Below are 12431 nucleotides of genomic sequence, written 5' to 3'. Positions count from 1 at the left end.
GGAGGGGACACAATGGATACTTATTCGTTCTTACGGCAGTTGGCGGACAGCTGGGTGCTGCTTGCCATGTTCGCCTTCTTCTTTGGTGTGGTGCTCTGGGCGTTTCGCCCGGGGTCACGTTCCATGCATGATGATATTAGCCAAGCGCCATTCCGTAACGAGGATCGTCCGGCAAACGACGCTGAGCAACTGAAAGGCCAAGACAATGGATGAGCCAAGATATGATGAGGCCACAAAGACCTACACCACAGGCCATTCCTACGACGGCATTGAGGAGCTGAACACACCCTTGCCGCGCTGGTGGCTTTGGTCGCTCTATGCGACCATCGTGTGGGCGGTGATCTATTCTATTGCCTATCCGGCGTGGCCGTTGGTGTCCTCCGCGACGGCGGGTTTTCTAGGATATTCAACGCGCGGTGAAGTCGCCGCAGAGATCGCTCGTGTGGAAGAGGCAAATTCTGATCTGAACACCCAGCTCGCGGCGATTGACTTGGACACGTTGAAAGACAACGGGCCGTTGCAGCAATACGCAGTGTCCGCTGGTGCGTCGGTCTTCGCGAACAACTGTTCGCAGTGTCACGGTTCGGGCGCTGCGGGGTCTGCGGGCTACCCCAACTTGCTGGACGATGACTGGCTATGGGGCGGCAGCATGGAGGCTATCGCCACGACCGTGCGCCACGGCATTCGTAACGAGCAGGACGAAGACGCGCGGTATTCCGAGATGCCAGCATTCGGCGAGCTATTGGAGAAGGAAGAGATCGAGGCGCTGGTCGCTTACGTGCAATCTCTGTCGGGCTTGGACCACGATGCCGCTTTGGCGGAGCAGGGGACCGAGCTGTTCGTGGACAACTGTACTGCGTGTCATGGCGAGACCGGTATGGGGGACCGTGAACAAGGTGCGCCGAACCTCACGGATTCCGTATGGCTCTACGGCGGGTCCGATGTGGCGTTGACGGAGACGATCACCAACGCGCGCTTTGGTGTTATGCCGCCGTGGTCGCCACGTTTGACGGACGCGCAGATCAATGCGGTGACTGCCTATGTTCACCAGAAAGGCGGCGGCGAGTAAGCCCCCCATAGGAATTCGCACGCTACTTCGGGAGGACTTCGAGCCTAGCGTGCGATACCCGCGCCCCCAGCCTCCTGTTCGCGCAATCGGTCTGGGGCGCGCGGGTTCGTACCGCAAGGAAAGCCCGCCAGCTTACGCTTGGCGGGCTTTTTGATTGTCGGACTTAACGGCCGGTTACTTCTTTTTCTTGGTCTGGGCGTTGCGCACCATTTTTCCGAAGGCTTTATCCTTTGTGCGCCGCTCCGCGAGGGTGGCGGAGTTGTGCAAATCTTCTGCTACCAGCTTTTGCCATCTTGCCAGCCGAACAGGGTCTAATTCATTGCGCGCGACCGCGGCCAAGACGGCGCACCCCGGTTCTACGGTGTGCTTGCAGTCGTTGAATTTGCATTGGGTTCTCAATTCGTCCAGATCCGCGAACACTTCGGCCACGCCCGAAGCATTGTCTGTAAGTTGCAGCTCCCGCATGCCGGGGGTGTCGAGAACGGCGCAGCCTGATGACAGGAAGTAAAGGTTGCGTCTGGTCGTTGTGTGCCGCCCGTGTGAATCGTCCTCGCGCACGGCTTGCGTTGTGATCGCTGTATCGCCGGCCAGTGCGTTGGTCAGCGTGGATTTGCCGACCCCGGACGACCCTAGAAACGCGACCGTCTGACCCGGTTTGCACCACTGCGCCAATTCCGTTTGCGGCGCATCACTTTTCGCGTTGAGCGCGACGACGGGCACTTGATCGGAGATCGCTTTGGCACGGGCGATGTAGTCGTCGGGAGCGTCGCATTGGTCGGTCTTTGTGAGCACGATAACCGGCGAGAGGTCGGCCTCGAACGCAAGGGCAATAAAGCGCTCCAGACGCGCAACGTTGAAGTCGTCGTTGCATGACGACACGACAAACACCGTATCCAGATTGGCCGCGATTAGCTGGATGCCCAAGGTGCGGCCGGGTGCGCGGCGTTTGATGAGGCTTTTACGCTCAAGGACTTCGCTGGCGGACGGCAGTTCGCGGTTGAGTAGTATCCAGTCACCGACCGTGGCCTCCGGCCCGTGGGGGATGTGCATGTCGATGCTTTCACCACGGGCTTGAAGCCCGTTCCGGTGTACCTCAGTCACGCGCAGTGGTGGAGTTTCTTCCATCTGCTCGACACTGATTTGCTGTGCAAAAAAGGGTTGCCACCCAAGGGCTGCGAGCGGGGATAGGGCCGCCGCCTTTGGCGGTTTCGCGTCACTCGTCGGCAAAAAGGAACTGTAGTCACGTGTCATGATGTTTGCTTTCGTGCGCCCGCGCGTTGTTCGCGGCCAACATACCATGCGTACCGCAGGCGTTCCAGCGGCGGGTTGGGGGCTTGCTGGGGGTGTCGAAACGTCGCTCTGCGCCGATTGATCTGGGTCAAAGACCTTTTCATGATAAGATTGCATTCAGACGCTGCGAACAGACCTAAAATCCCGGATGATTGACGACATGAGCAAAGCTGAAACTCCGCCCTCATTGTATGCTGCGCAGGAGCCGATTTTCCCACGGCGCGTGTCCGGCTTTTTCCGCACGTTTAAGTGGTGGATCATGGCCGTCACCTTGGGGATATATTATCTCACGCCTTGGGTGCGTTGGGATCGTGGCCCGAACCTTCCCGATCAGGCCGTGTTGATTGATCTGGCGGGGCGCCGATTTTACTTCTTCTGGATCGAAATTTGGCCCCATGAATTCTACTTTGTCGCCGGACTTTTGATCATGGCGGGTTTGGGGCTGTTTTTGTTCACCTCTGCATTGGGGCGGGTCTGGTGTGGCTACACATGTCCTCAAACCGTTTGGACGGACCTCTTCATACTGGTCGAGCGATGGATTGAAGGGGACCGCAACGCGCGCGTGCGCCTATGGCGCGCCAAGTGGGATTTCCACAAGTGGCGGTTGCGGATCACCAAATGGGTCGTCTGGCTGCTTATCGCGATCGCCACGGGCGGCGCGTGGGTGTTTTACTTTACTGACGCGCCGCAGTTGGCGGTCGACTTGGCAACGTTCTCTGCACATCCCGTGGCCTACGCCACAATTGGCTTCCTGACCGCTACGACATTCATTTTCGGTGGCTTCATGCGTGAGCAGGTGTGCATCTACATGTGCCCGTGGCCGCGCATTCAGGGCGCGATGATGGATGAGGACACGATCACCGTCGGATACCGTGATTGGCGCGGGGAGCCGCGCGGCAAGAAGCATGAAGATACGCGCGGCGACTGTATTGATTGCATGGCTTGCGTGAATGTTTGCCCGATGGGCATCGACATCCGTGATGGCCAGCAGATGGAGTGTATCACCTGTGCGCTGTGCATTGATGCGTGTGATGACGTCATGGAGCGCATCGGCAAAGAGCGCGGCTTGATTGATTACCTCGCGCTATCGGACGAGCCGATTGAGCGGGCAGGCGGCAAGGCGAAACCTATCTGGAAGCACATTTTGCGGCCACGTACTCTGGTCTACACGTTCCTTTGGTCCACAATCGGCTTCGGTCTGATTTTCGCGCTGTTCATTCGGGCAGAGATCGACATGACAGTCTCGCCCATTCGCAACCCGACGTATGTCACCATGTCTGACGGCTCCATCCGGAATGCCTACGACATCCGGTTGCTGAACAAACACGGGGATGATCGGGAGTTCCATCTGTCTTTGACATCAGACGCGCTACTTCGCATTGATCTTGAGGGTACTGACCTCGTCAGTGTGGTCGTGCCCGCAAATGAAACCAAGTTGCAGCGGGTCTATGTCACCGCACGCCGTGGCGACCCGAGTGCAACAGCGGAGCGGACTGACCTGCGGTTCTGGGTTGAAGACGTCACATCCGGTGAACGCGCACACACCAATTCGGTATTTAACGGCAAGGAGGCTGCGCAATGAGCCGTGAGATTAAAGGCATCCATGTGTTTGCCATGTTTGCGGTCGGGTTTAGTATCGTCATCGGCGTGAACCTGACGCTTGCGACGCAGGCCGTCCGTACGTTTCCAGGGCTGGAGACCAAGAACTCTTACGTCGCCAGCCAAAGCTTTGATGAACGTCGCGCGGCCCAGCTTGCATTGGGGTGGGATGTGAAGGTCGGCTACGCTGACGGGACATTGCGTCTTTCCATAGTGGATGAGGATGGGCCTGTTGATCCGAAGCTGATTGACGCAACATTAGGGCGCGCAACGACTGTCAGCAGCGACCGGACACCAGCGTTCCGTTTCGACGGAAAAGCGCATCTGGCGGCTGAAGACCTGTCTGCGGGGAACTGGAACCTGCGCATGAAGGCAATAGCGGAAGACGGAACCGTGTTTGAGCAGCGGATTCCGTTCGTGGTCCCCCAATGAGTGTGATGAGTTGTCCGGGGTGCGCGGGTGCGCCCCTTGCAGAGGAAACTGCGCGCGGGGCAGCGCGCACGACGGCGGGTGATATGGTGTCATTGTCTTTGCCCGGCATCCACTGCGGCGCCTGCGTTTCCGGCGTCGAGCGCGGCTTGAAAAAGCTGCCAGAGGTTCTGGACGCACGCGTTAACCTAAGCCTCAAGCGGGTGTCTGTGCACACCCGAGGGGACGCGGACGAAGACGGTCTGATCAACGCGTTGTTGGCCTTGGGTTTTGAGGCATTGCCATTGGACAGCGATACGCTACGAGCGGCGGAGGGGGACCCTGTGGGCCGTTCGCTGTTGTTGCGCTTGGCCGTCGCGGGCTTTGCCATGATGAACGTTATGATCTTGTCCGTGGCCATTTGGGCTGGGGCGGAGGACGCTACGCGCCAGTTGTTTCACTGGATATCGGCTGTGATTGCGTTGCCCGCCGTGATCTTCGCCGCGCGGCCCTTTTTTGTGTCCGCGCTTTCGGTGCTGCGGGTTTGGCGCGTCAATATGGAGGTTCCGATCTCCCTTGCGATCCTACTGGCCAGCGGCTTGTCGCTCTATGAGACAATGGCGGGTGGCGAAAACGCGTATTTCGACGCTGCACTGTCCTTAACATTCTTTCTGCTGATCGGGCGTTATTTGGACCACCGTACCCGCGCCGCCGCGCGCTCTGCCGCGCAGGAGTTGGCGGCGCTTGAAGTCCCGTCGGCAACGTGCATCCGCGACGGTGCCCCCGTTCGGGTCAAAGCTGCCGACATTGTGGTGGGCGATATGGTGCAGGTTCCGGCCGGCGGGCGCGTTCCGGTCGACGGAATTGTGGATGTCGGCCAGTCGCAGATGGACCGGTCATTGCTGACCGGGGAAAGCCTGCCTGTGGCGGCGCAGGTTGGTAGCAAAGTCGTCTCCGGTGAGGTGAACCTGTCCAACCCGCTGGTCATCCGCGCCACTGCCGTGGGCCAAGACACGACCCTGCGTCGCATGGCGGAGATGGTCGCAGTTGCTGAAAGCGGCCGTTCCCATTACACGCCCGTGGCGGACCGCGCGGCGCAACTCTATGCGCCGTTAGTGCACGGGTTGGCGGCGCTGGCCTTCGTGGGCTGGTTTAGCGCCACTGGCGACCTTCGCTATTCTCTTAACATCGCAATTGCCGTCCTTATCATCACGTGCCCCTGTGCATTGGGTTTAGCAGTTCCGGCCGTCACAACGGCTGCGTCGGGCAGCCTTTTCCGCAAGGGCCTGCTGATTAAATCCGCGACCGCTTTGGAGCGTTTGGCAGAGGTCGATACGGTGGTCTTTGACAAAACCGGCACGCTGACAGATGGCACCCCGATCCTGACGGACTTACAAAGCTTGTCCGCTGACGATCGCGCTGCCGTGTTCGCCTTAAGTCGGTCGTCAGATCATCCTGTCTCGCGCCTTTTGGCGTCCGCGCTTGACGGCATGCAGGTTGTAGCATCCGAAATTGACGACGTGTTTGAGGTTGCGGGTGAGGGCGTCAGCGGCTTTGACGCCGGTGTGCCCGTACGTTTGGGCAAGTCGCGCAGCGCGAGCGGCGGAACAGTGTTCCAGCGTGGGGACGGCGCGGAGCAAGTTTTGCGGATTGACGAAACCCTGCGGCCAGGCGCACACGATTTGGTTTCAAGTTTGGTGGCGCAAGGCATGCAGGTCGAGATCCTGTCCGGTGATACCGACTTTGCGGCGACGAACATCGGCGGGCGATTGGGCCTCGGGGCGTCTAAGGGGGGCATGCTGCCCGCCGACAAGATTGACCAACTCGCCGCACTTCAAGATCAGGGTAAACACACGCTGATGGTCGGTGACGGGTTGAACGACATGGGCGCGATGGCGCAAGCCTTCGTGTCTATCTCCCCTGCGTCTGGCGTGGACGCAACGCGGGCGACTTCTGACATTGTGTTGCTCGGGCGCTCCCTTGCACCGATTAAGGAGGCTTTGCGCGTCGCGCGCAGCGCGCGTGCCCGTATTCGTGAAAACTTCGGGATCGCTATTTGCTACAACGCGGTCGCGGTGCCATTGGCTGTTTCTGGATATGCCAGCCCGCTTATGGCGGCGCTTGCGATGTCCAGCTCGTCTATCCTTGTGATCCTGAACGCGTTAAGGGTGCGGTCATGAATGTTCTTGTGATCCTTATCCCTGTCTCGCTCATCCTCGGCGGGATGGGCGTCGCCGCCTTCCTGTGGACCGTAAGGCACAACCAATATGAGGATATCGAAGGCGACGCCGCACGCATCTTGTTCGATGATGAAGGGCCTAAGCCCTAAGGCCGCCGATCTTCTGATCCGCGACGCGTTTCGCCACCAAGAGCGCGATGAGCCAGCCGGTTGTCACCGCAGTCGCGATGCCGATCCAGACGCCCCAAACGCTCATTCCGAGCACGCCGACATAAACCCAGATAAAGAATGCGACGCCGAACCCCTGACGGTAGACGCTGATCCACAACGTCCAGATGGGGCGTTTCAGCGCCTGCAGGAACGAGTTGATCGCAAACAGCATCATGTAGATCGGAAATAGAAAACCGTCGACGCGCAGGTAGCTGACGCCAATGCGAACGACTTCCGGATCGTCGTTGAACAGCGCGATGACGAAGGGCGACGCGAACCACAGGATAGGAAAGGCGGCGAATGTCATCACGAAGCCAAGTTTGGCGCACATAACCAAAGCCTCGCGCACACGGTCGAATTGCTCTGCCCCGTAATTTTGGGCCGCGATTGGAAGCAAGGCACCTGTCATGCCAAGCACGGGCAGAAGCAGTATCTGCTCGACTCGAAGGGCGACGCCGTAGGCTGCGATGGCCTCCGCCCCGAAGCCCTTAAGTGCGAACTGCACGACAAAGCCGGACACGAACATCACCATCAGCGCGGTGGTGGTCGGCAGTAATTGCTCCGCAATTTCGCGGTAGGTCGGAAGGTCTGGTTTAAGCCAGCTTAGCCGGAACCCCGTCATAATGCGGCGCGCCATCACTTGGCGGAGTATCCAGATCATCACGCCGGTTTGGCTGATTACGGTCGCCAGGGCGATACCGCTCAGGCCAAGCGGTGGAGTGACGCCGGGGATGCCGTAGATAAGCAGCGGGTTCAGGGCAATGTTTGCAACGAAAGCCACCATTAACGCACGTTGCATGGAGACGGTGTCGCCGTGTGCTTGAAGAATTCCGTTCGCGCCGTAGGCCAGCAAGAAGCCCGGAAGGGCTAAGATTAACCAGTAAAAGTATGTGGTGGCGGCGTCGCGGTACGCGCCAGCCTCGGACACCACGGCGATCACGTAGGGACCTGCGAACGCAGCGCCGAGCATCAACAGGAAGACTGCAACGACGCCAAAGCTGATCCCTTGCGAGGCGAGCCGTCGCGCCGCGTCATCGTCTTTTTGCCCACGCGCGTTCGCGACCAACGCACTCATCGCAGCGCCGAGGCCAAAGCCGACGGACATCATGACAAAGAAAGCTTGAAACCCAATAGCCAGGCCCGCCTGCGCCTGCGTCGAGATTTGGCCCGCGAAGTACACATCCACGACATTATAGAGCGTGCTGAACAACATGCCTAAGGCTGCGGGAACGGCCAACGCCTTGAAGTGACTGCCTATGGCGCCCTCTGTCAGATCAATGTCGCGCATGGGGGCTCCGGATAACTGGCAGGCTCTGGTTAGGGTTGGATTTGACGCCTTGGATCGTTAGCGATAACAGATGAAGCCAGACTGGGGAGAACATTGCAATGTCGAAATCTGAAATTGGCCTAATCGGACTTGGAACGATGGGGGCTATGCTCTCCCTGAACATAGCTGAAAAGGGCTTTGCTATTTCGGTGTTTAACCGCACCACCGCCCGCACCGACGAGTTTCATGCTGAAGCGGGTGAACTGGCGGAACGCATCACCCCATGTAGCACGCTGGAAGACTTGGTCGCCTCCATCGCGGAGCCGCGCGCTATTATTTTGATGGTACCGGCTGGCGCGGCGGTCGACCAGCAAATCGCGGCGTTGCGCCCCTTGCTTGGCAAGGACGATCTCATCATCGACGCGGGCAACGCCAACTTCCGTGACACCGAAGCGCGCGCGGCACAGGCTGAGGCCGACGGCGTGCCGTTTCTTGGCATTGGCGTGTCGGGCGGTGAAGAAGGCGCGCGCCATGGCCCGTCCATCATGGGCGGCGGACGCAAGGAAGCTTGGGCGCAAGTGTCCCACATCCTGACCGCCATCGCGGCAGATTACGAAGGCACCGCCTGTGCGACGTGGATGGGGCAAGGTGGCGCAGGGCATTTCGTTAAAGCCGTTCATAACGGCATTGAATACGCCGACATGCAAATGATCGCCGAGGTTTACGGGATCATGCGCGACGGGCAGGGGGCATCAGCGGCAACCTGCGCGGGGGCGTTTGAAGAATGGAACAAAGGGGCGCTACAGTCTTACTTAATTGAAATTTCCGGCAAGGTGGCGGCGGCGACCGATGCTGAAAGCGGTAATGCTGTGCTCGACATAATTCTGGACCGTGCGGGCCAGAAGGGGACCGGCCGGTGGACCGTAATTGAAGCGCAGCACCTAGGCGCGCCCGTGCCCGTGATCGAGGCGGCGGTTGCCGCACGTAACCTATCCGCCATGAAGTCGGAGCGCGAACGTGGCGAGGCGATGTTTGGCGCCGCGCCGGTAGAGCTGGCGTCCGGCGCGCTAAGCCGTGACGATTTGGAGCAGGCCCTGATCGCGGGCAAAATCATGTGCTATGCGCAGGGCTTTCACTTGCTGAATGCGGCAAGTGCAGAATTCGAATGGGATCTACCCATGCCCGAAATCGCACGGGTCTGGCGCGAAGGCTGTATCATCCGCTCCACCATGCTGAACGACATGGCTGATGCTTTGACTGCGGCGCCGCAAGACAACCTGATGTTTGCGCCGTTCTTCTCTGAGTTGATCGAGCGCAGTGCGCCAGCCCTTCGTAAGGTCGTGGCCACTGCAATCACCCACGGCTTGCAGGTGCCAGCCTTGTCAGCTGGGTTGGCGTATTACGACGCAATGCGAACGGGCCGTTCCACCGCAAACATGATCCAAGCGCAACGCGACTTTTTCGGCGCGCATAGTTTCGAGCGGACAGATAAAGACGGGGCGCACCACGGCCCGTGGGGATCCTAACGCGCGAGCTCTTTGACCTCTCTGTGCCGCGGGCAGGTCACGAGGTGATCGTTGACCAGCCCGCAGGCTTGGGCGAAGGCGTAGACGATTGTCGGGCCGCAAAAGCGGAACCCTTCTTTCTTTAAGTCTTTCGAGATTTGGGTGCTAAGCGGGGTAAACCCAGGCACGTCACTTAGGGTTTCGAACTCGTTTTGCAGCGGTTTTCCGTCAAAGTATTTCCAAAGATATGTGTCAAAGCCTTCGCGTTGCTCGATCTTTTGCCACGCCCGTGCGTTGCCGATGGTGGCTTCGATCTTTCCACGATGGCGCACGATGCCCGCGTTCTGTAGCAGGCGGTTGACATCAGCCTCGCCCCAGCTCGCGATAATATTTGGATCAAACCCTTCAAAGGCCTCTCGAAAAACCTCTCTTTTCTTCAAGATCGTGATCCAGCTTAACCCCGCTTGGAAGCCGTCCAAGATCAGCTTTTCCCATAAGGCGCGGCTGTCATATTCGGGCACACCCCACTCTGTGTCGTGATAATTTGTGTAAATTTCTTCGGTGCCACACCAGCCGCATCGGTTTTCCATAGGTGTTCCCCTCATTTCAAAGGCTTGCAAAGTTGAGACGTTCTTTACCTTGATTGGAACAAAATTGGAACTTTAACGCACGCTTAAGTCCCTAAGCCCTAGGACTCAGTGACCAAAAAGGGCGCAGTCACGCATGTCATTCGATCAACATTCAGCAGGCAGTCCGCTGTCCGCCGCCATCGCCCAACGGGATAGCCAAACACTTGATATGGTGCGCCGCGCGTTGCGTAAGCGAGACGTATTGTTGGCATATCAGCCGATCGTAAAATCAGCGGATGCGAGCGTGGTGGCGTTCTACGAGGGGTTAATCCGTGTCTTGGACGACACCGGCCGGATCATTCCAGCGAAGGAGTTTATCGAGACGGTGGAGCCCCGAGAGGAAGGGCGTATGATTGATTGCCTCGCTGTGGAGCTGGGGATCAAGAGCTTGATCCAAGAACCAAGGCTGCGGCTGTCGATCAATATGTCTCCCCGCTCCATCGGTCACCCGCTTTGGGAACTAGCCTTAGAGCGTGGCTTGTTCCGCGACCCAACTGTGGGGGAGCGGTTAATTATTGAGATCACCGAATCTTCCGCCCTGCTTATGCCTGATCTGGTCGCAGATTTCATGGCGCGTATGCAGCGGCGCGGTATCTCCTTCGCGCTTGATGATTTCGGTGCTGGCTACACCGCGTTCCGCCATTTCAGGGACTTCTACTTCGATATTGTCAAAATCGACACCAGCTTCGCGCGACACATTGACGTAGATTCTGACAATCAGGTTTTGATGCAGGCCCTCGTCTCAATCGCGCAGCAGTTTGATATGTTCACTGTCGCCGAAGGCGTGGAGGCCATAGAGGAAGCGGAGTATCTGGCAGAGGCTGGTATCGATTGCCTGCAAGGCTACCTTTTTGGCGTGCCCGCCGTGGCCAAGCCTTGGGAATTGGGGCGCGGCCCCGTTCAGCGATCACACTTCGGCTAACTCCTCTCCCTAACCGGTGCCCATCTTGGCACTTGCAAAAATGTGAGACACCCTGTCCAATCGTATACGCCACGTAAGCCAGCTAAACGCTTAGCAATACACGGTCGGTCAAATCCAGTGCTCTGGCAAGCAGAGACACACCGACCGTAGGAAAGGAATGCTCATGACCAATGTCGTAATCGCCTCAGCTGCCCGCACAGGTGTCGGTAGTTTTCTCGGCTCTTTTGCCAACACCCCCGCGCATGATTTAGGAGCTGCTGTCATCGAAGCAGTGGTCGAGCGCGCAGGCGTCGATAAGGCGGAGGTTTCCGAGACAATCCTCGGTCAGGTGCTCACCGGCGGCCAAGGGCAAAACCCTGCGCGCCAAGCACATATCAATGCAGGTCTGCCGAAAGAGGCGTCTGCTTGGGGCATCAACCAAGTGTGCGGGTCGGGGCTTCGTGCCGTGGCGCTCGGTGCGCAGCACATCATGCTGGGGGACGCTGATATTGTGGTCGCAGGCGGTCAGGAAAACATGTCGATGAGTCCGCATGTTGCGAACCTGCGCCAAGGCCAGAAAATGGGCGACATGAAGTACATCGACAGCATGATCCGCGACGGGTTGTGGGATGCCTTCAATGGTTATCACATGGGCCAGACCGCAGAAAATGTTGCGGACCAATGGCAGATCAGCCGTGAGATGCAGGACGAGTTTGCGGTAGCATCGCAAAACAAAGCCGAAGCCGCACAGAAAGCTGGAAAATTCGCAGATGAGATCGCGGCTTTCACGATCAAGACCCGCAAGGGCGACATCACGATGGATCAGGATGAATACATCCGGCACGGCGCAACAATGGACGCTATGGCAAAACTGCGCCCCGCGTTCACTAAGGACGGTTCCGTGACGGCGGCAAACGCGTCTGGCCTGAATGACGGCGCGGCGGCGACTTTGCTGATGAGTGCCGACAATGCTGAAAGGCGAGGTTTGCAGCCCTTGGCGCGCATCGTGAGCTACGCCACCGCAGGCTTGGATCCGTCGATCATGGGCGTTGGCCCGATTTACGCGTCCCGCAAAGCGCTTGAGAAAGCTGGATGGAAGGCGTCCGACTTGGACTTGGTCGAGGCGAATGAAGCCTTCGCAGCGCAAGCGTGCGCGGTGAACAAGGACATGGGCTGGGATCCGGAGATTGTAAACGTCAACGGTGGCGCAATCGCGATTGGACACCCGATCGGGGCTTCCGGTTGTCGTGTGCTGAACACGCTGCTGTTTGAAATGCAGCGCCGTGATGCCAAGAAAGGCCTCGCGACTCTGTGTATCGGTGGCGGCATGGGCGTTGCTGTCTGCGTAGAACGCGATTGATAGGTTAAATTAGG

At 58.6% G+C, this 12431-nt stretch carries 12 protein-coding genes; 9 read left to right on the top strand and 3 right to left on the bottom strand.

Going from position 1 to position 12431, the window contains the following annotated elements:
* The first annotated feature begins 12 nt into the window (after positions 1 to 12).
* Positions 13 to 213, top strand: coding sequence for a cbb3-type cytochrome c oxidase subunit 3 (locus BLW66_RS05400; RefSeq protein WP_089945879.1), 201 nt, complete (start codon positions 13 to 15; stop codon positions 211 to 213).
* The gene (gene ccoP, locus BLW66_RS05395; protein WP_089945877.1) at positions 206 to 1069 is read left to right on the top strand and encodes a cytochrome-c oxidase, cbb3-type subunit III; all 864 of its coding nucleotides are present in this window, start codon (positions 206 to 208) and stop codon (positions 1067 to 1069) included. The genes BLW66_RS05400 and ccoP overlap by 8 nt, the downstream gene beginning before the upstream one ends.
* 174 nt (positions 1070 to 1243) lie before the next feature.
* Here the strand turns inward: ccoP and rsgA are convergent, their stop codons facing one another.
* Positions 1244 to 2194, bottom strand: a complete 951-nt coding sequence (rsgA, locus tag BLW66_RS05390) for a ribosome small subunit-dependent GTPase A (RefSeq protein ID WP_342027814.1) — start codon at positions 2192 to 2194, stop codon at positions 1244 to 1246.
* Positions 2195 to 2519: 325 nt separating this feature from the next.
* Here rsgA and ccoG point away from each other — a divergent pair, with 325 nt between their 5' ends.
* From ccoG to ccoS, 4 genes are read left to right on the top strand one after another with little or no spacing between them, the layout of a single operon-like run.
* A complete protein-coding gene (ccoG, locus tag BLW66_RS05385) occupies positions 2520 to 3941 on the top strand; it encodes a cytochrome c oxidase accessory protein CcoG (protein ID WP_089946688.1) in 1422 nt (473 codons plus the stop codon).
* On the top strand, positions 3938 to 4390 hold the full coding sequence (locus BLW66_RS05380) for a FixH family protein (RefSeq protein WP_089945874.1): 453 nt from the start codon (positions 3938 to 3940) through the stop codon (positions 4388 to 4390). Before ccoG ends, BLW66_RS05380 begins: the two co-directional genes overlap by 4 nt.
* Positions 4387 to 6546: a heavy metal translocating P-type ATPase gene (locus tag BLW66_RS05375; protein WP_089945872.1), complete on the top strand. Its 2160-nt coding sequence runs from the start codon at positions 4387 to 4389 to the stop codon at positions 6544 to 6546. Before BLW66_RS05380 ends, BLW66_RS05375 begins: the two co-directional genes overlap by 4 nt.
* Positions 6543 to 6695 (top strand): cbb3-type cytochrome oxidase assembly protein CcoS, encoded by a 153-nt coding sequence (gene ccoS, locus BLW66_RS05370; RefSeq protein ID WP_089945870.1) that lies wholly within the window; start codon positions 6543 to 6545, stop codon positions 6693 to 6695. The genes BLW66_RS05375 and ccoS overlap by 4 nt, the downstream gene beginning before the upstream one ends.
* Here the strand turns inward: ccoS and BLW66_RS05365 are convergent.
* The gene (locus BLW66_RS05365; RefSeq protein ID WP_089945868.1) at positions 6685 to 8043 is read right to left on the bottom strand and encodes an MATE family efflux transporter; all 1359 of its coding nucleotides are present in this window, start codon (positions 8041 to 8043) and stop codon (positions 6685 to 6687) included. The two genes, ccoS and BLW66_RS05365, sit on opposite strands and share 11 nt — an antisense overlap.
* Before the next feature lie 98 nt (positions 8044 to 8141).
* Here BLW66_RS05365 and gndA point away from each other — a divergent pair, with 98 nt between their 5' ends.
* Complete coding sequence (gene gndA, locus BLW66_RS05360) at positions 8142 to 9548, top strand: NADP-dependent phosphogluconate dehydrogenase (protein WP_089945866.1); 1407 nt, start codon at positions 8142 to 8144, stop codon at positions 9546 to 9548.
* Here the strand turns inward: gndA and BLW66_RS05355 are convergent.
* Positions 9545 to 10117, bottom strand: a complete 573-nt coding sequence (locus BLW66_RS05355; protein WP_089945864.1) for a DNA-3-methyladenine glycosylase I — start codon at positions 10115 to 10117, stop codon at positions 9545 to 9547. The genes gndA and BLW66_RS05355 overlap by 4 nt on opposite strands.
* A gap of 133 nt (positions 10118 to 10250) precedes the next feature.
* Between BLW66_RS05355 and BLW66_RS05350 the strand changes: the two genes are divergently transcribed.
* Together BLW66_RS05350 and BLW66_RS05345 are read left to right on the top strand one after the other, a co-directional pair.
* Entirely contained in the window at positions 10251 to 11078 is an 828-nt protein-coding gene (locus BLW66_RS05350) for an EAL domain-containing protein (protein ID WP_089945862.1), read from the top strand.
* A 163-nt stretch (positions 11079 to 11241) separates the two neighbouring features.
* Positions 11242 to 12417: an acetyl-CoA C-acetyltransferase gene (locus tag BLW66_RS05345; protein WP_089945860.1), complete on the top strand. Its 1176-nt coding sequence runs from the start codon at positions 11242 to 11244 to the stop codon at positions 12415 to 12417.
* Positions 12418 to 12431 lie beyond the last annotated feature (14 nt).

Origin of the sequence: Litoreibacter albidus (assembly GCF_900107015.1) — a bacterium.
Lineage (GTDB): Bacteria > Pseudomonadota > Alphaproteobacteria > Rhodobacterales > Rhodobacteraceae > Litoreibacter > Litoreibacter albidus.
Note: the sequence above shows the minus strand (reverse complement) of the source record. Positions and strands in the feature narration are given on the sequence as shown.